An 18,857-nucleotide genomic window follows, 5' to 3' on the forward strand; every position below is an offset into this window, starting at 1 on the left:
GAACGGGTTCGACTGACGAACATCGGAGCCCGACAGCTCTGGGAGCAAAAGGGGGCAACCAAGGTGCGCGATGCCCACCGGCGGTCATAAGTGCGAGCGTCACAACATCAAGCATATTGTGAAGCAGCGGCCAATTGAGGGGCGGCCATATTGTTTCCTGCTCGCCCAATGGTGCAGGCCACTGTTGCAACCAGGCTATGAACGGCTGAAGGTCCTCCGCCTCGCAAGCTCCAATTCGGCCGGTCTTTGTCGCTTGTGCGCATGACGGTGATTTCTCTGCCGTCCGCTACTCGCCCTTTCTGCATCCTGAGCTCAAGAGCCCCGCGGACCAAATTTGATCCGCCGTATCATCCGCATTCCGAAGCAATGTGAACGGCCTCGCCTTCGCCAAGCCAACTACAAAGGCAACATCTCGGCCGGCCCGCAGTGACCATGCGGATCGAACAGTTCGAGACGGATGGATTGCCACCCTTTGACAGGCGAAGGCAGCGCTTGCTCCAAGCCAATGCTGCTGGATGCATGTTCTCGGTCAATCTCGTTAAAATTCGTCGAATATTGGCGATTGGGCGCAGGATTTAGGCTCAACTTCGTTATTGATTGCACTAATCAAGATTGAATGACGCTTATAGTCAGCGATCGGCGAAGCCCTCCCAATGGAGTGGTTGCTTCGTCAAAATCGGTGCACATCAAGCGATTGCGCACGGTATCCGTACAAGCCGGAAAGCTTGGCGACCGGCCCAAGTCGCGCGTGGCGTGCGCGCGTAGTGCTGCGCGCAAGCGAAGACTATCCAGCTAACGCCGACAGGAGGCTGACAATGCGAAACAGCTCGCATAATTCGGATCATGGTTCAGCATGGTGCTGTGCGATCTGCGGTGGAAGGTTCGGTCTGATCCGCTACTACTGCTGGCGAACGGCTCTTTGTTCCAAGAAATGCGTCGACCGCCTCAGGATGCGGCGAGAAGCCGATCATAGATGGCTTTCCTGGCTGCGAGCGGCCTAGCAGCTGGCAGCGTGTGCCACGCGGACGTTGAGAAAGACCACGTTCTTCTTTCTCGGATGCCCCAGTCGGATGCCGGATTATAGGCATTCGTTGCTGCAAGACGACCTTAAATATCCATCCAGGCCGGCTCGGGACCAAGATCGGCGCGATTTCGAACGCTCGGATCGCTGACAAGATCTCAGGCCGGATGGAGACCCAAAACGGGCGCCGACCATGAAATTCATCCTCGTGAATCACAGGACCCCGCACGGCGATAGAACCTGCAGCGGATGTTCTCGGTGCTTAGGTCCAGGTTACGTGCGAGATGTGCGAACAGGGGGAGGATATTGCGACTACGATTGCTATCGACGCCGTCACCTAACAGACATCGCGTTCCCTTACCTTGTACCGCGAGCCTTCTTTAGGCGCGATACGCAAGATCTCGTTCCTGTCGGACTCGAGGCCTTGCTGACTGCCGCTTCATGTTGGCTTGAGGTCGGGGTCGCCACAATGTCATGGATCAATACGGTGGCGCGTCCTGGCGAGCCCTCTAGGTCCAAAAAACCTCCATTGGCTTAAGCTCGGAGGAGTCGTGGAGACCGCGCCCGACAGATGGTGAATGCAGCGTTGAACTGGTTGGAGCTTGAGTGAGCGCGCGGGAGGCAAGGACCTCGACGGCTATTCGGTCCGAGCTTGTTTTGAGCTCGGCCCAAGCGACGTCTGCGTGGCAAGCACCATCTGTCCTTCTTTTCGATGAAATAAGACGTGTATAAAGATATATTCACAACGTAAGCGAGCTGTTTCAATTTTCCATCAGCGAGGATTTTCCATGAAGATACGTTTCTTGATCGCGCTGGGCTGTGCAGTGCTCTTTGGATCGTCCGCCAACGCCTGGAATAATTTCGGACACATGGAGGCAGCTGCGCTGGCCTGGAGCCAGCTGACGCCCGCCGCCAAGCAGGAAGCCACGCGCCTTCTCAAACTTAATCCTCAATACGATGGCTGGATCCAGGGCGTGCCGGCGAGCCAGCGCGACCAGGTCGCGTTCGTCAAGGCGGCGACGTGGCCGGACCAGATCAAATCGCTCAGCGACTACCACAACGATGGCGACAGAAACGGCGATGTTGCGCCGCAGACTCCCGAGGCGTCGCAGAACATCGGCTATGCCGATCACTTCCGCCACAAGTATTGGCACTTCATTGACGAGCCGTTCTCGACAGATGGCACCCCATTGCAGCAGGCGCAATCGCCTAACGCGCAGACTCAGGTCGCTGTCTTCAAGAAAACGCTTGCGGATAAGACGGCATCGGACGACGTGCGCTCGTACGATCTTTCCTGGCTGCTGCATCTCATCGGTGACCTGCACCAACCGCTGCACGCGACCTCTCGCTTTACGCACGCCGAGCAGGATGGCGACGCCGGAGGAAACGACGTCAAGATCAGTTGCACAAAATGTGGAAGCGCGAGAGAACTCCATGCGTTCTGGGATGGGTTGTTAGGACCGACCAGCGCGCCACCGCAGGATGCCATCGACGCCGCGGCGGATCTTCGGATAGTGGATAGCGGTTCGACGGATGAGAACGATTGGATCCAGGAGAGCTTCGAGATCGCCAAGAGTTCAGTGTACGCGCCGCCGATTCGCGGCGGCGACGGCCCCTACAAACTCACGCAGGCTTATCAGTCAAGAGCGCACAGGATCGCCAATCAGCGGATTGCACTCGCCGGCGCCAGGATTGCGGCGATCCTCAACGATGCATTCAAATGAGCGCCCGTCTCGGTGCTCATCATAGCTCGTTGCGTACGATGGCTCGGCACCTACGTTGTGGCCGTTCCATAGTCCCGGTGCTATACCTAACATATTGATATCATTAGATAGACAACATTGGGCTCGTTCGCGAAAGCCGGGCGCCAGCTATGCGACCTTATTCAGACCAGCCAATACGGCTCGGAAGCTGCTCAATCCGGCTTCGAGGTTCTCGATGATTTCCTCGGCAAGGTCGTCTGGTTCGGGCAGATTATCGAGGTCCGTAAGGCTCTTGTCCTTGAGCCAGAAAACGTCGAGGCTCGTCTTATCCCGCGCCGCCAGCTCTTCGTAGGAGAATTTGCGCCAGCGGCCTTCAGGGTTCTTATCCGCGTCCCAAGTCGCCTTGCGCTTGTACCGGTTCTGTGGGTTATAGCATTCAATGAACTCCGCGAGGTTTTCGAAGCGCAGAGGCTTCTTCTTGAGTGTATGATGGATGTTTGTGCGGTAGTCGTAATACCAAACGTCCTTCGTCCACGGCTTCTTGCTGGCTTCCCGGTTGTCGAAGAAAATGACGTTCGCCTTCACGCCGTTCGCATAGAAGATGCCGGTCGGTAGGCGCAAGATAGTATGCAGATCAGTCGTCTTGAGAAGGTTTTGGCGAATGGTCTCACCAGCTCCACCTTCGAACAAGACATTGTCCGGGACGACGACTGCGGCGCGGCCCGTCGTTTTGAGCATTGTACGGATGTGCTGCACGAAATTAAGCTGCTTGTTCGACGTAGTGGCCCAAAAATCCTGACGATTATAGGTGAGGTCGTCGGCTTCTTCCTCACCTTCGTCGTTAGTGAAGCTCATCGAGCTCTTCTTGCCGAACGGCGGAATGGCCAGCACATAATCGAAGCTCTGCCCGCTCGGGGCGACCAGAGCGTCATTGGGGGAGATCATGACATCGCCGTCAATCTCGCCGATGTTGTGCAAATACATGTTCATCAGGCAGAGCCGGCGCGTCCCGGCAACAATCTCGTTGCCATGGAATGTCTTGTTCTTGAGAGCAGCCTTCTGTGCCTTGTCGAGTTCGTAATTGGCGGTACTCGTCAGGAAGTCATAACAGGCGAGGAAGAAGCCGCCTGTGCCGCATGCAGGATCGGCGATCGTCTTGCTCGGCTCGGGACGCACGCATTCGACCATTGCTTTGATGAGTGCGCGCGGCGTGAAGTACTGTCCCGCGCCCGACTTGGTGTCCTCGGCGTTCTTCTCCAGCAATCCTTCGTAGATGTCACCTTTGACATCGGCGCCCATCGTCACCCATTGGACTTCATCGATCATGTCAACGAGGCGATAGAGCTTGGCCGGGTCCTGAATCTTGTTCTGCGACTTCGTGAATATCTGGCCGAGAACGTCCTTGCGTTGCCCAAGCTCACGCAACAATTCGATGTAATGACCCTCAAGCTCCGCCCCGCGCTTCGCTTTCAGAACCGGCCATGTGTACTTTGCTGGTATGCCAATATCGCGCTTGTAGGGAGGCTTTGTGTACTCATCCGCCATTTTAAGGAAGATCAGGTATGTGAGCTGCTCCAGGTAATCGCCATAGCCGACGCCATCGTCACGCAGCGTGTTACAAAAGCTCCAGACCTTTGAGACGATAGGTGCACTGCTCATGCGGCCTCCTTGCCATTGACCGTCTTGATTTTCTTGCGGCCGTTGTTGCCGACTTCATTGCCTGCCCTGATGCAGTTCAGTAGGGCTGAAGCAGGCTCATCATTTAATTCTTGAACAGCGAGCTGTCCTGAAAAAGCCCGCTTGAGAATTGACTGCCGAAGCGCTTCTGATCGGCGTCCTTGATGCGCAAGCTCTGACGCAAGCATTTCCGTTTGAGTGAGAGCCTTATCAACGAGACCGATTATCTCGCGCTGCTCAGCTATAGGTGGAAGAGGAATTGGAGTTAGCGCTACGTCAGTCTGATTTATGCTCGCCTGATTTACGGCATGTTTGGCATTCCGACAGAGTCTACTTCTACCGCCGTGACTGGATAGGAAATATGCGATATAAGCTCCGTTGAGATTCGAGCTCAAAATCGACAATTTCATGATGTTGCTCTCGAACACTGTTTGCTCCGTCAGATTGGTAACGAGCGCACATTTTCCGAGATATTCGATACTATTGACCCTATTGATCAATAGGTCGCCATGTTCAACGAGATACTTCCGAATTTCGTCCGGCGAGAGTTTAAGCCTCTTGAACTCGACGTCGCGAGTTAGTGCTCCGTCATAAAAGCTATCTATGCGTATGATTGGTGTCCCGCTGCCATAGCCAGAGGCCGGCTTATAAAGACCGTTCTGCGGAGACGACGAAAAGAGCTCGCCGAGGCGAACCCATGCCCAGCTTGGAGGCAGGGGTGGGAGCGAGTTGAGTTCTTCTGGCGTTATGTCCGGCTGATCTAGAATGCGTTCAGGATTCGTTGGCTTCTTGCCAACTTGGCCCGCCGCGCGCCAGTCAGCAACAGCTTGGTGCCACTCATCTGTGGCTGCCGCATACCGAGCTGCGCGTTCAGCGCGCACATTAGCCAAAACTGTGTTCGATGTTTCGAGTTTATTCGAGTGCTTTGTTCGCCAATCCGCCGTAAGCATGCCCTCGAAGGCATGCTTAAGGAATGCTTGGCGGTATGCTGTGAGTTGCTCCTGAGCGGTCTTGAGGCTCTCGACCCCTTTGTCGATCTCGGAGAAGAGTTCTTCAATCTTGGCGACGATGCGACGCTGTTCGTTTGTTGGGGGCAGTTCAAACGGCTGCGCCCGTACTTGGTTATCCTTTACTGCGGGATAGCTAACGCCATATTGCTCACCAGTAAGTGCGGCGACGAAATCTCGGGAGATTGATTTGTAAAACAGATAGCTCGGGATCACGCCATCGACGGCGCGAAGCACCGAAAAACCTGTAGATGCAATTTCTCCATCTAGACTTTCAGGAACCTGGGCTATGTTTCGGAGGTAAGGCCGAACGGTAGCAAACAGGACATCGCCGGACTTCACTACTTGTCGTGCCCGTGATGGTGCTGACGAGAGGCGTAGTCTCTTCGGCTCGGCAATCCTGTTGGCAATGTTATCGATACTGGAAATATCAACGTATAGTATGTCTCTGTCTTGAGACTTCGCGGCGTCAATAGTTTGAACGGGAGCCGTAACATCAGCGATGGTACACAGGACCCAGGTTGCAGGGATGTGGGTCATGCCGCTAGCGCCTCATTGAGTTCAGAAATCACGTTATCCATGCTGTCGCCGAAGAGCTGATACATCTTCCCGAGGCTGCCTTTTGCGTCAAACGGCGCCATATCGAGGTCGTCTCGTTCCAAGTGAATCGACATCGTGATGTGGTCGCGGATCATGCGAAGCCAGTCCATCTGTTCTTCCGTGAACTTCTCGCCTGCGCCGCTATGGCGCTTCAGAATCCAGCTCTGGAAGTTCCGGCGTACCGTGTCGGCATAGGGAGAAATCTTTTCGTCCAACCCGCAGGCGCGGCGAATGAGGGCAACAAGTGCCGTTAGTTCGTTGACGGGATCGCTGCCCTTATACTCATCGAGCAGGGCATAGGCGCGCCAGACGCGCAGCGGTGCGAGCTTTGGCCGATCCGTCTTGAGTGCGTCCAACAGCGTCTTGATCATTGCGTAAGTGACAGTCGATCTGCGCGCTGGTTGGGTGTAGAAGATGGTAAGAGCTTCGATCTGGTCCTTGTTTTCTTCCAGATATGTCGCAAAGTCCTTTGCCATCGCCGTGGCATTCTCCTTGGCATCGCCGCTCCAGCCTGCCTCGATGAGCTTGTCGAGATTGTCGTGGTCGATTGTTTGTTCTTTCTCACGACGAATACCGTCGAGAAGGTTTATCAATGGACCAGTAAAGACGTTGGCGGCTTGACCGACAAGCTTGTCACGCGCTTGGTTGCGCTGTGCGTCCGTCGGCTCCGTGCCGCCAGCTGTGATCTTTGCTGTTTCTTCGATCAGGTCACCATCGATCGCATCGAACAATCCCCGCACAATGTCCGTCAGGGTTGCGCCTCCTGCTGCTTCCTTGATGCGGGCCTGGTCTGTCTCGTCAAGCTCGTTGTTGAGGCGCGCAAGACGTCCAGCGAGTGAGCTGACGGTATCGTCATCGCGTGCGCCCATCATAACCCCAGTCAACAGGTCCTTGAGAGGGACCGACGGCTTCGTTATGAGTGGCTGGCTGGCGGTCTTGAGCGATTTTGTGACACCCACGGCATCGACGATAACGTAGTGAGTCTTGGCTGTCGTTGCAGACGGGGTTACTTTCTTCAGGCTGTCTTCATCTAACGTGCGAGTCCCACGTCCCTTCATTTGTTCGAAGTAGTTCGAGCTTTTTACGTCTCGCATGAAGAGCAGGCATTCCAGCGGTCTTACGTCCGTACCGGTAGCAATCATATCGACCGTAACGGCAATTCGCGGATTGTAGCCATTGCGAAATTGAGCGAGGACGGACTTGGGGTCTTCCGTCGCTTGATACGTGATCTTCTTGCAGAAGTCATTGCCCTCCGAGAATTCTTCCCGAATCGTCTGGATAATGTCGTCGGCGTGACTGTCGGTCTTTGCAAAGACGAGCGTCTTCGGCACTTCCTTGCGTCCGGGAAAGATTTCGGGGAGTTTGTCCCTGAATGCACGAATGACAGTGCGTATCTGGTCGGGATTGACTACGGCGCGGTCCAGCTGCGTTGCGGCATATTGTTCGTCCGCGTCCTGACGTTCCCAACGCTTCTGGCGGGTAATGCGCTCGCGCTTCTGTACTTGCTGATCTGCTTTGATCGTGCCGCCCTTTTTCGTGACCTCCGTATCGATGATATAGATTTCATTGCCGACATTGACTTTGTCGGCAACGGCTCGCTCGTGGCCGTACTCGCTAACGACGTCTTTACGAAAGAAGCCATAGGTCCGATTGTCTGGTGTGGCGGTGAGGCCGATGAGATAGGCATCGAAATATTCTATCACCTGCCGCCAGAGATTTTAGATGGAGCGGTGGCACTCATCGATAATGATGAAGTCGAAGAACTCCGGCGGAATCTTCTTATTGTACACGACCGGGAGCGGCTGTTTGGGTTTCACCATCAGCTCGGCAGGATTGGTCTCCTCGGCGGACTCATCCAACGGCTCGTCCTTGAGCAGCGAATACATTCGCTGCACCGTACTGATGCAGACCTGGCTGCTGCCCGCGATGAAGGGGGATTTCAGGCGCTGGACATTGTAAAGCTCGGTGAACTTCCTGTTATCGTCGTTCGGCAGGTAGGACATGAACTCCTGCTCGGCCTGCTCGCCGAGGTTTTTCGTGTCCACGAGAAAGAGAATGCGCTTGGCGTCGCCAAACTTCAGTAGCCGGTAGACAGACGTGACGGCTGTGAAAGTCTTGCCGGAGCCGGTCGCCATCTGGACAAGGGCGCGGGGGCGGTCGTCACGGAAGGACTGTTCAAGATTGTGGATGGCGGTAATCTGGCAGTCGCGTAGACCGGCTGAGTTCAGCGGCGGTATATCCTGTAGACGGGCGCGAAGGGATTTGGGCTTCGAAAGCCATTCGGCCATCGTCTCCGGCCGATGGAAGGTGAAGATTTCACGAGAGCGAGGTTTGGGATCGCGCCCATCGGTGAAACGGGTGATGACACCGGTGCTCTCGTAGACGAAGGGCAGAGGCTCTTTGTTATTGACCCATTTGAGCTTGGCGGCTGCGTAGCCCGCAGACTGCTCTTCGACCGTTGTGATCTTCTGCCCCCAATCTTTGGGCTTGGCTTCGATCACACCTACGGCACGTCGATCGACGAATAGGACGTAGTCGGCAGGACCTGCATCGGTCTGATATTCGCGTACAGCGATGCCTTGGCCCGCGTTGAAGTTGATGGCGTTCTTATTCTGAACATTCCAACCGGCCTCGTTCAGGCGCTTATCAATTTGATCCCGGGCAATCTGTTCGGGGTTTTGATTGGCCATCGTTGCAGATTACCTCTGCGCAGCACCGGGAGCGGGAAGGAGCCCCGCGTCGAGCTCCTGAACATACGGGGTTAACACTTAGGGTGGGGCTTACGGGATCATGTTCGCCGGTGAGTGATACGTGACCGGTTCTGCTGGTGTCATTTTGCATGATGAGGACTGAGGCGGGGTGCGCGAACAAGTCGAAAATCGGAAGCTTTATCAGGTCACCGTAACGAACAACTACAAGCGGGCCTTTGTGCCGGGCGAAGTAATCGATATTGGGACCGAGCATAATCCATTTTTCAAGTTTTACGAGACGACGCTGGAATACCCGATAGCGGACGGGCGGACTGGAGCGCAGATCAACGTGAATGCCGTGGATTGGCTGCATCGCGTCCGGACGGGAAACATTCTCACCTCGTATGAAATGTTAGCCGACAAGGCTTTCGAGGTGAGTCAGCATTACATGATGCTGGCACGTGAGCTCATCATGGAGCAGATCAGGCTTGATGAATTCGACGGTAAGCCGCCATCGAGACAGAGCTGTCTGTACCTTTCGGAAACGCTTGATGAAGCGAGAGCCTGGATTCCGTTGCTGGGCGGACAGGGAGCCGTTTGCGAGTTGACCTGCACCGGAGTGATTCATCGGGCAGACTCCCGGCTCATGGTTAAGGTGAGCGAGCCTCTGTCTGTTACAAAGGACAAAGCGCGTGCTTATTGGCGAGGTGAGGCAAGTGCAGACCCTCGTATGGAAACCTTGTTTGTAGGTAGAGCTATTGTAACCAGCATAGGTTTGTAAATCTGGAGCCGCGTCGGAGCTGGGCTAACCCGAGATTTGTATCGCCCCGGCTTTAGACGCAGGCGGGATGATTGGGCAAGATTGATCGTGTCTTTGACAAAATCGAGTCTAGCGACTCTTGCATGCCACTGGCGGAATGCTTCGATGAGAGCGTGGTTAGTCACCTCCGGCGTGACCTGCTCGTCGGCGCCATCGGTTAGAGGAACAGCGTCGAGGGCTAGTCCGCGGCTTTCGAGGAAAGTGGTGACGATGACTTCAAAGGTCATGAGGGGCCATGATCCATGTGGCCGTCCTCCGGGCGGATGCGCTCGCCTGTAACTGCGCAGGTGACAAGGCCGTCGCTGTCGCGGTGTTCGGCAAAAAAGCTGTCGCGGGCTCGATAGAGGTCAATGCGAACTGCGTGGTGCAGTGCCTTCGATACTTCCTGCTTGCGTGAAGGTGGGCGGCTCTAATGCAGTGAAGATAAGAGAAATCAGTTCCAGTGCTGTCGGTGCGAACCACGCGAAAGCATTGTGTACCGTGCTGCGTCGTCATGACTTCGAAATGATCGACGCCAACGCCAACTTTGTCCTGGTACTCCGTGTGTCGCTCCAACAGAGCTGCCAGATGAAGCGCATCGATGTCATCGACGCGCTGGCCTGCCCCATAGCGGTTGAGCATCTCCTCAAAGAAATCGGCTGCTGCTGTCTGGGTTGGAAAATTGATTGTGGCAAGGTCAACTAAGTTGCCGCGAGCCATAGGTTCCCTCCTTTTAACGACGCGCAAACGTGAGCGTGCGTTGCACAAAATTCAGCAGTTCTGCGCCGTTAATCCTCTGAGAGCGCCAAGCAGAATTGGTGTCGTGATGAAAGAGATTGGCGTATTCAGTTAGGTCGCGCAGCTCATCGATGTCCTGTTGACCAAGGACTTGATCGGCACCGACGCGCTGCTGACAAATACCTCTGAATGGTCCGAGCAATTGGCCGGGCGGAAAATCGCCCGGATAGGCGACGCGGCAAAGGCTTCCAGTATCGGACGCAACGCCTCGGCCACCTCGCGCGCATCAACTCCCGTTGCCGAGCCAATGTAGTTGCGCAAAAGCTCGTGGCGTTGGTCATGCAAGGTGATCATGTCCCGGTTTACGTCCCAAGCTCGAAGTGTCGAGCCAGTGCCGTCACGGACGACCTCGAGTGCCGCCCGTGGCATTTGATCGGCGGCGTCCCAAACATTGCAAAGAAACGGTTTGTTGTGAGAAAGCACAATGACCTGCCGTGTTCGCTGCGCAAGCCTCCGCAATTCCTGCACCGTGGTAGGGGAGCGATGATCGTCAAGACTTGAGACGGGGTCGTTGATGACGACGATCTTGTCCGCGAGCGCTGGGTCTTGGTCGATCGATGCAAAGAAGAAGGCGAGGGCAAGGGTGTTCCGATCGCCCGCGCTGAGCGAGGTGCGGAAAGAAGGTCTGCCGAGAGCTGCGGTTGCCACGGGGATGGCTGGATCGTTGATGAGCACGCTGTAGGTGCATGCGGACCACCCCGGGTATTTTGCGGGGCGATTTGATCAATGCGGAACCCGGCGTTGAACTTCCGGAGATACTCGTTAATGGCCGTCTGATAGGTCGGAAAGATGCTTTGTCGATATTGATTGAGAGCGGTGCGAGCAGCACCCCGCCTTTGCTCTGCGGCAGTCTTTGCTGTCTTTTCGTCAAGATAGCTCGCACAAAGGGGCGCTATCTCCGGCGTGTATCGCGCTTTGATGGCTCGAAGTTGGTCGCGGTCGCGGGTTAGAGCCGCAACATTGCCGCTCGCTGCCTGCTCGCGGACCACCGCAATCGTGTCGTTCGCACGCTGGAGAGCGAAGCTAAGGTCCGAGATATGTTGTCGCAAGCGTTCGTATCGCTCAAGCGCCGCCACCCCCTCTCGACTGAACTCCATTCGTTCAAGTGGACGGTCCTGCTTTGAACGGAGCGCGGTCAGAACGGCAGCCTGCGCCTCACCTCGCGCGCTCGCAATAGCGGCAGTGTCGATCACAATTTCCGGTATCTCGGCGAAACGAGACCAGAATTGCCGCCGCTCGACGGTGACTCGGATAGCGCGCTCGAATGCGGCGGAGGAATCGAAATCGCCCGATGACCCCGTCCCATGGAAGCGCTCCACATCTTCGATGGCACGCGCGACCTGGGCCTTGAGAGCGGCATAAGCTTCGCCAAAATAGGCACGATAACGACCGATTAGCGCGGAACCATCCAGCGATTGAGCGCAGAATGGGCAACCATCGAGGCCATTTGCGGTAACGCGCTCCATGCCTTGCGCGACCGAGGATTCCCCACTAGCGCCGATATTGGCGAGGTGAGCCTGCACACGGTCTGCCGCATTGTCATCGAGATCACTTAGGGTAGTCGCTAGGATCGCATTTAGATCGTCAGTTCTAAAATCTGGCAACAAGAACGGACTCAAAGCCACGAGCGATCCGGCTCGATAGCGGCAGTCAAGTTTCGCTCGGCCTCTTGAATTGCGCTATCAACGTTTGGGTGGTTGGGAAGTGCACAAAGGTCATCAACGGCGAGCCCGCCCCGTTGAGCAGCGGGAATGGCGTCGCCCTTCTCGCGTAGGGCTCTGTTGTGCGCTTCCACGTCCTCGACTGCATTCTGCACGTCAGTATTGAGCGCTACGCCCTGTGCGCCGATGATAAGCTCATGAAGTCGCTGTGCTTAAACTTGCCACGCAGGCCGAGTTACCACTCTTCGGCATAGTCCTCCGCGAGCCGTAGCTCGTCTTTGCGGGTCGTCGCGCGGTACTGCTTCCCACCAACGGACGCGGAGCGTTGCCAGAACTGATAATCGCCGCGCCGATAGAGCTGGACTCTTCCGCCAAGGATGGAATGCCGGGTGATGTTCGAGGGCGCGTTCTTCATGGCAATCCTCGGTTGAAAATGAGAGGAATACAGTCTCAATAGTCAGGACTGTGCTAGCTCTCGTAAGGAGGGATGGTAGGATTAAGTAACTGAAAGACAAGTAAAAAATGTGGTTACTGCTGTATGAAAAGGGATTTTAAGGCGAGTGTTGCAACTAGATCTTATTCGCGTCCACGGCAGCTTGCCGCTTCATTTCGAGTGAGAACATGCATGCCAGGGCGGATGGTACGTCCTCCCATTGAGGCGTATGCCAGCGCCTTTGGAAAAGGCGCGAATGATACGGTGGCGTGTTTCCCATGATCCGGCACACGCTCTAGCATCGATCGCTTGCGTTGGGCGGGGCCGCCGCTTCTGGAGGCGGCGGCCCCTTGCCGCGAAGACGCAGGTTACGCGAGACATCGGCACCTTCGCGACCACCGCCAGGATGGGCGCGGTTAATGTACGGCGACAAGGAGCTTTGCTCGTTAGTCTTACCGATCAAGGTTTTTGCTATTGGGATGCTGCATTCAGCTGCGTGGGCAATTATATTGGCCAATTCAGGCCAATTTTCTATTTGAGAGATAGATGTCGCATTCAGTTGAGTTGATCGTCAACGGCTATGTCAGACTAAAGGATCGTGGCGCGCTGGAGGGTCTTCTTGCGCATCGGCGGGAGCTGCTGAGGCAACTAACGAGCGTCACCGGCATCGATCCAAGTCGAGCCGTCGCGCAAGTAAGCCAAGAAATCGCAGTCATCGAAGCTGGACTTGCGACGATCGCGCCAGAGTGACGCGCGGGGGCGCCCGTTCAGTACAGGCGAGCAACGGGTGTTGGCTACCTAGTTTGATGGCCTCCACGCCCATGCGGGCTAAGCCAGCGACGCGCGAGCAGGGTGATCCAGAGGCGGGCATAGAAAGCGGCGGACAGCGGCTTACGCTACGATGACGCTTTCCAATCAAACGAAGCGCCGCGCCGAGTATATTGGCGCGACGACTTCGCCTTGGGTGGCCCCGGACGGGGCAATGTCCGGTGCGCGGAGCCTAAGAGTCTGACTCAAAATTGCATTGCTGTTTTTATGGCTGCGATGCGCCTTGTCATGAGTTGGACGGAGGCGAGGAAGAGCCAGGCAGTTGCGCTTTCGATGGTTCGCTCGAAGTCCTTGGCCAATCTGCGGTTGCGGCCGAGCCAGGCGAAGGTTCGTTCGACCACCCAGCGGCGCGGAAGCACCTCGAAGCCCTGTGCGGCATCGGAGCGCTTGATGATCTCGACAGTCCACCGGCCGATCTTTCCCAGCACCGCCTTGAGCTTTCCGCCGGCATAGCCGCCATCGGCGAAGATATGGCGCAGCCAGGGGAAGCGGTAGCGAATGCTGCACAGGACATCTGGCGCGCCATCGCGATCCTGGACGTCGGCAGCGTGAACGATCGCGCCGACCAGGAGCCCTTGGGTGTCGGTGACGATGTGGCGCTTTCGACCCTTGATCTTCTTCCCCGCGTCGTAGCCGCGAGGGCCGCCACCTTCGGTGGTCTTGACCGATTGGCTGTCGATCACACCAGCCGTCGGCGAGGCCTCCCGGCCGATCGCCTCGCGCGCCAGCATCAGGAGTGCGTGGTTGATCGATTGCCACAATCCGCTGTCCCGCCATTGGTAGAAATAGTACTGCACCGTGGTCATTGGTGGAAACAGAGTGGGCGGCAGCATGCGCCACGGCAACCCGCCGCGCAGCAGATAGAGCACTGCCTCGACGATGTCCCGATAGCTCCATTTCGGGCGCCGCCCGCGCTTGGCCCGCACAGGAAGCAACCTCTCCAGCACGACCCATTCCGCATCCGTCAAGTCGCTTGGCAAACGCAGCTCCTCTCGGGCAAACTGTGCCCGAGTGATATCAGTCCACATTCTCGATCCCTTTGATGCTTCGCAACACCAATGGAATCAGAACTCGCTGATATCACTCAACTTATTTTTCGGTCGGACACTAACGCCCTGTAGTACTATGGCAAGCAAACCCTTGCATTAAGCTTGATGTCGCCGCCGCAGGTCAATTCTGGAACCTGTATCTGCAGTCGACGTTGGCTGAACGCCAATGTCAGCGGGGGCGAACAGCGATGGCCCGTTAGGAGAATTGATTGCGACGCTGAGGCACGGCGGACATGATCCAGAGTTAAAGCTCGCCAAGCTTGCTGGAAAGCCAAAAAGTTCCCCTCAAGATCGCGCCGGGCGTCGGTCGCGCGTTCTCAGTCGCTCGGCTGCTTAGGCCGATCGAGAAGGTCGAGCGCCGTGTTTACTTGCCCAAGTTGATGCTCGATCTTCTCGCGCTGCTTAACATCTGTAGTCGAATCGAGTTGCTCAATCAGCTTCTGCTTTCGAGCGAGCAGATTTCTAATGACCGTTGTCATCTGACCTCCGTGACGGCTCCCGATCGACCGCGCGATGCTGCATGTTCTTCCACCATGATCCCGTGCTTCTGCCGGCCGGGATAGAGACGGTCGCGATGCTTCGGGCTTGCGACGCCGCTGCCGAACACAGCAGCGACGTTGCAAGTAGACTGGATCGACCTGACCCATGGTCCATTTGACAATGTGTGATCCCGTTTGTGGAAGAACGACACTATCTGCCTAAGGAGGGGGGTGGCGTCTCCTTTGTGCGCATTGGCAGTATCGGATATTCGATCTTGGGGAGCCGCCCGCTCAGTGAATTAAGAAAAGCAACAATATCGTTATTCTCCTTCTCGCTGAGCTTCGCGCCGAGCTGTACTTCGCTCATGATTCCTACGGCTTCCTTGAGAGTCCAAATTTGACCCGAATGGAAGTAGGGAGCTCGCAAAGCAACGTTGCGCAAGGGGGCGACACGGAACACGTATTCGTCGCCGGGGGCATTGGTGACTGCGAACCGTCCCTTATCGGCTGTAGGAAGCAGTTTGGTATCGGGCTTTTCGATTACACCAAACGGGAAATAATCCTGGCCGCCAATATTCAGTCCGTTATGACAGGAGGCGCATCCTTTGTCCATGAACAGCTTCAATCCCGCCTTTTGCGGATCATCCAGAGCGCTGGCATCGCCATTCAGGTACTGGTCGAACGGAGCCGCCGGTGTCGTGAGAGTGGCTTCAAAAGCCTCGATCGCTTTGGCGAAATTGTCGAAGGTGACCGGCGGTGTATCATTCGGGAAGGCTTGCTTAAACTTACCGACATAACCTTCCATCGAGTTCAACGTGCTCGTCACGCGGTCCGGGGTCGCATTCATTTCGACGCTCGCCTGAACGGGTCCCTTGGCTTGCGCCTTGAGATCCGGCGCGCGTCCGTCCCAAAATTGCGCGGCATTGAATACCGAATTGTAGACGGTTGGCGCCCGACGCGCCCCCTTTTGCCAGCCATGACCAACCGAGGTCGGCCCGGCGTCGACCCCGCCAGTGGCAAGATTATGGCACGTGTTGCAGCTGATGATCCCGCTCGCCGAGAGGCGAGGGTCGAAAAATAGCATCTTGCCGAGCTCGGCTTTCTCCACAGTGACAGGATTGTCCTTAACTGCGGGGATAGCTGAGGGGATCGGTTTGAAGATTTGTCTGGCCGCCCTCATCAACTCGTCATTTGCAATCGCTTGGGATGAGATGAGCACTAGGAGGGTAGCAATAGACACCTTGCGCATCACGTGAGACTTCCGCTTCTTTCGGCGCCGCTACCGAACAACAATTCTTCAGGAGGGCACCCACGACATGATCGCCGGCAACCATGCAGGAACTGAGCCAGCCCTCGCGCGTGAGCAGGTGTCGCGTTTTCCTGCCCGATGTCGGCTTCGCGACACATTGGCAGCAGCGCAACACTCGTGCGTTCGGCTTGGCACGAAGCATATGGTTTCGCCGCGCTTCGAGGAGGGCAAAGCGGCACGTCAATTGCAAGAATACCGTGACAGCGAAGACACTCGTCTCGCGAATTCAAATTCAACTGCTCAATCGGATCCAATCGATGTCACAGACGCTGGATCATTGATCTGGTCCCGTTGATTGCAGCGTTGCTGAGTTCGTCGCGAGCGCCGCGGTCGCTCTCAACAGGTGGCTTTGGTCGCTAGCGTGTCTGGCAAGTGTTGGCGAGATGAGGCAGGGCGTTCTCGCAGTTCGACGCGCCTGGCTTCCTGAAGGCCTGGATGGGTTGGTGGCGCATCTTAAGTGTCGCAGCGTTAGCTGCTTGTGACTTGCTACATCCATGGCGCGCTTCACGCGCAGGCTGAATCCTGATGGAAGGCTGATCAAGAGCGGATGGAGAGATGTCTTAAGCGAAGTGACTTGAAATAATCACCCCGCCACCGCGGTATAGCTCAATTGCCCAGCCTGCGCGTCGTCACTCGAAAATCTTGGGGTCCCAGAGAGTTGGGTGCAGTTCACCAGAGGCCCCCGCAATCGCGATGTGCGTGCCGATGGCGTAGCAGGGATGGTGAGCGCCACCGAGCACTCCTCTGTCCCGCAGGGGCTGGGTTGCCTGACGGCGGACATCTACCTCGGCTTGGCGGACTTTCTTCAAATGCCCATCCGACAGTTACGAGGTAAACCATGAAGTATGTATTTCAGCGCTGGTCCAGTGGACTCTTCGGCGGCGCGGCATCATTGTTCGCCGCTGCTAGCGCGCACGCGCAAGGCCGCCTTACTGAACCTGCCTCACGCGTCGTGCTCTGTGCCGAGCACAGGAATATGGACTGTCCAATCGATTTGTGGAGGGCAAACGCGATGGAGGGCGGCAAATTCTTTCCCGCCACCAAGGGGGGTCTGCTAGACCCGATCGCACCGACCGATGTGCAGAACGCGGCGCCGCCAGCGGACGGGCACATTGCCGGCAGCGGCGTGCGCGGCGATGTGCCCTTGCTAGATGAGCAGACGCCGACGCGCTGGGAGAAGATTCGCTTACACTCCGGCGCGAAGCAGAAGTTCAAGTGGGAATATGATGCGCCTCACCTGACACGACGTTGGAACTACTTCATCACGCGGGCGGACTGGAATCCGTCCTCGCCGCTCACGCGCGCGCAGTTCGAAGTGAAGCCATTTTGCACAATCCAGAATGGCGGCCAGCCGTTTTGGGATCCGAATGCCAACCTGATGCCAACGGCGCCCACTGTGCACATGTGCGAGCTGCCAAGGCGCACCGGCTACCAAGTGATTTTGGCTGTTTGGGAACTCGCCAACAGCCCGATGGCGTTCTATCAGATCGTCGACGCGACCTTCGAGGAACGGAGATCGTCGAGCACCAGTGGTTCCGATTGAAGGGCGCTCTAGGCGGATCTCGCCGCCGAAATGTGGCGGGCGCTTGGCCGACCTGCAGAGATCCACCACAAACAGTAGCCGCCGTTTAGCAAGGGAGACGCCGAATGAAGCTGCTTGTTTTCGACGTCGAAGGCGCGCTGCTCATGGTCGGGTCTTGATCTTGGAACGTGTTACGCCTTGCCTTTGTTCAATGTTGTGCGCCTCTTCCATCACATCAGGGCTAGTTCGCACCAATTAGAAGGTCGATCGGACTTATCCGAACACATCTAGCCGGCAGTTTGCTACGCAACGAGGAGGCTTGTCGCACACATGGTGAGTCGCGGCGTCTCGAGCATGGCCACGCCCCAAAGATGGACAAGCGGGAAGCACGATCGGCGCTCAGCCGCGACCATATCCGGGGTGGCGATGCCGGGCGTCGCGATGGGCGATGCGCTCGCGACCTTGAAGACCCTGGCAAAATCCCTTCCGGGGGGCTACTCGACCGATTTCGCAGGCGCCTCCCGCCAGCTCGAGCAGGAATCGGGCGGCTTCGTCACTATGTTCCTGTTCGCGTTGATCATCATCTATCTTTCGCTTTCCGCGCTGTTCAATAGCTTCCTGGATCCGGTCATTATTTTGATATCGGTACCGATGTCGCTCGCCGGTGCGCGGATCTTCATCAGCGTCGGCATCGGCGGCGCCAGTATCAACATCTACACTCAGGTCGGCCTCGTCACCCTGATGGGCTCGTCAGCAAACATGGGATCTTGATAGTGGAGGTGGCGAATGAGTTGCGCGCCGAAGGGAGAAGCCGCACGGAGGCCATCATCGAGGCGGCGACAATCAGGCTGCGGCCCATTCTCATGACGACGGCGGCCATGGTGCTGGGCGTGATGCCGCTGGTCACAGCGAGCGGCGCCGGCGCGGTGTCCCGCTACAACATAGGCCTTGTGATCGCCACGGGCCTGTCGCTCGGAACGCTCTTCACCCTGTTTGTGGTGCCGGTCGCCTACTCGCTCATCGCCCGTCGCGGGCGAGATGACGCTGTAGGGGCTTCGAATTGAAGCGCTCTGATCAGGGCGTGCGTCGGAGAGCTGCTGGTCGCGCGCGTCCGACCAAATCAAATGACTACCGCCGGCCCTGATCATCCGACCGGTACGCACCGCCCCTCCTTTTATGGATGCATGCAGCGGTTGCCACTCTTGCGGCCTGGTTGCTGGCCACAATTGGAGGCATCGACAAGGGCCTCTGCGGCGCTCGAGAGGCGAGAAGATTAGCCGG

At 56.8% G+C, this 18,857-nt stretch carries 14 protein-coding genes and 2 pseudogenes; 6 read left to right on the top strand and 10 right to left on the bottom strand.

The annotated features are described in order from the left end of the window. Positions 1-1,809: 1,809 nt before the first annotated feature. Positions 1,810-2,745 (top strand): S1/P1 nuclease, encoded by a 936-nt coding sequence (locus NLM33_RS36945; protein ID WP_254103363.1) that lies wholly within the window; start codon positions 1,810-1,812, stop codon positions 2,743-2,745. Between the two features lie 147 nt (positions 2,746-2,892). Here NLM33_RS36945 and NLM33_RS36950 read toward each other — a convergent pair whose 3' ends face one another. The 4 genes from NLM33_RS36950 to NLM33_RS36965 are packed head-to-tail and all read right to left on the bottom strand — an operon-like array spanning position 2,893 to position 8,698. Continuing rightward, positions 2,893-4,383 carry a class I SAM-dependent DNA methyltransferase gene (locus NLM33_RS36950; RefSeq protein ID WP_254103364.1) on the bottom strand — a complete coding sequence of 497 codons (1,491 nt, stop codon included), beginning with the start codon at positions 4,381-4,383 and terminating at the stop codon, positions 2,893-2,895. Next, the gene (locus NLM33_RS36955) at positions 4,380-5,948 is read right to left on the bottom strand and encodes a restriction endonuclease subunit S (protein ID WP_254103365.1); all 1,569 of its coding nucleotides are present in this window, start codon (positions 5,946-5,948) and stop codon (positions 4,380-4,382) included. Before NLM33_RS36955 ends, NLM33_RS36950 begins: the two co-directional genes overlap by 4 nt. After that, positions 5,945-7,711: a type I restriction-modification enzyme R subunit C-terminal domain-containing protein gene (locus NLM33_RS36960; protein ID WP_254103366.1), complete on the bottom strand. Its 1,767-nt coding sequence runs from the start codon at positions 7,709-7,711 to the stop codon at positions 5,945-5,947. The genes NLM33_RS36955 and NLM33_RS36960 overlap by 4 nt, the downstream gene beginning before the upstream one ends. 15 nt (positions 7,712-7,726) lie before the next feature. Further along, positions 7,727-8,698 (bottom strand): DEAD/DEAH box helicase family protein, encoded by a 972-nt coding sequence (locus NLM33_RS36965; protein WP_254103367.1) that lies wholly within the window; start codon positions 8,696-8,698, stop codon positions 7,727-7,729. 169 nt (positions 8,699-8,867) lie between these two features. Here NLM33_RS36965 and NLM33_RS36970 point away from each other — a divergent pair, with 169 nt between their 5' ends. Both NLM33_RS36970 and NLM33_RS36975 read left to right on the top strand, forming a co-directional pair. Continuing rightward, positions 8,868-9,479 carry a DUF2441 domain-containing protein gene (locus NLM33_RS36970; protein ID WP_254103368.1) on the top strand — a complete coding sequence of 204 codons (612 nt, stop codon included), beginning with the start codon at positions 8,868-8,870 and terminating at the stop codon, positions 9,477-9,479. A 274-nt stretch (positions 9,480-9,753) separates the two neighbouring features. Continuing rightward, positions 9,754-9,915 (top strand): hypothetical protein, encoded by a 162-nt coding sequence (locus tag NLM33_RS36975; RefSeq protein WP_254103369.1) that lies wholly within the window; start codon positions 9,754-9,756, stop codon positions 9,913-9,915. Between the two features lie 74 nt (positions 9,916-9,989). Here the strand turns inward: NLM33_RS36975 and NLM33_RS49870 are convergent. From NLM33_RS49870 to NLM33_RS36990, 3 genes and pseudogenes are all read right to left on the bottom strand, one after another. Further along, a pseudogene (locus NLM33_RS49870) lies at positions 9,990-10,217 on the bottom strand (DUF3223 domain-containing protein); the annotation flags it as partial. Positions 10,218-10,346: 129 nt separating this feature from the next. Beyond that, positions 10,347-10,970 (bottom strand): AAA family ATPase, encoded by a 624-nt coding sequence (locus NLM33_RS36985; protein ID WP_254103371.1) that lies wholly within the window; start codon positions 10,968-10,970, stop codon positions 10,347-10,349. 1,221 nt (positions 10,971-12,191) lie between these two features. Beyond that, positions 12,192-12,371 carry a hypothetical protein gene (locus NLM33_RS36990; protein ID WP_254103372.1) on the bottom strand — a complete coding sequence of 60 codons (180 nt, stop codon included), beginning with the start codon at positions 12,369-12,371 and terminating at the stop codon, positions 12,192-12,194. A 564-nt stretch (positions 12,372-12,935) separates the two neighbouring features. Between NLM33_RS36990 and NLM33_RS36995 the strand changes: the two genes are divergently transcribed. Continuing rightward, positions 12,936-13,139, top strand: a complete 204-nt coding sequence (locus NLM33_RS36995) for a hypothetical protein (protein WP_254103373.1) — start codon at positions 12,936-12,938, stop codon at positions 13,137-13,139. A 263-nt stretch (positions 13,140-13,402) separates the two neighbouring features. Here NLM33_RS36995 and NLM33_RS37000 read toward each other — a convergent pair whose 3' ends face one another. The 3 genes from NLM33_RS37000 to NLM33_RS37010 form a co-directional block, all read right to left on the bottom strand. Continuing rightward, on the bottom strand, positions 13,403-14,245 hold the full coding sequence (locus tag NLM33_RS37000) for an IS5 family transposase (RefSeq protein ID WP_254099474.1): 843 nt from the start codon (positions 14,243-14,245) through the stop codon (positions 13,403-13,405). Between the two features lie 338 nt (positions 14,246-14,583). Beyond that, entirely contained in the window at positions 14,584-14,745 is a 162-nt protein-coding gene (locus NLM33_RS37005; protein WP_254103374.1) for a hypothetical protein, read from the bottom strand. 211 nt (positions 14,746-14,956) lie between these two features. Continuing rightward, positions 14,957-15,994 carry a cytochrome-c peroxidase gene (locus NLM33_RS37010; RefSeq protein ID WP_254106086.1) on the bottom strand — a complete coding sequence of 346 codons (1,038 nt, stop codon included), beginning with the start codon at positions 15,992-15,994 and terminating at the stop codon, positions 14,957-14,959. A gap of 898 nt (positions 15,995-16,892) precedes the next feature. On the opposite strand from NLM33_RS37010, the gene NLM33_RS37015 reads away from it, so the two are divergent. Both NLM33_RS37015 and NLM33_RS37020 read left to right on the top strand, forming a co-directional pair. Beyond that, positions 16,893-17,597 (top strand): lytic polysaccharide monooxygenase, encoded by a 705-nt coding sequence (locus NLM33_RS37015; protein ID WP_254103375.1) that lies wholly within the window; start codon positions 16,893-16,895, stop codon positions 17,595-17,597. Positions 17,598-17,975: 378 nt separating this feature from the next. Continuing rightward, a pseudogene (locus tag NLM33_RS37020) lies at positions 17,976-18,640 on the top strand (efflux RND transporter permease subunit); the annotation flags it as partial. Between the last annotated feature and the right edge of the window lie 217 nt (positions 18,641-18,857).

The sequence above is a fragment of the Bradyrhizobium sp. CCGUVB1N3 genome (assembly GCF_024199925.1).
In the GTDB taxonomy this organism is placed as follows: Bacteria; Pseudomonadota; Alphaproteobacteria; order Rhizobiales; family Xanthobacteraceae; genus Bradyrhizobium.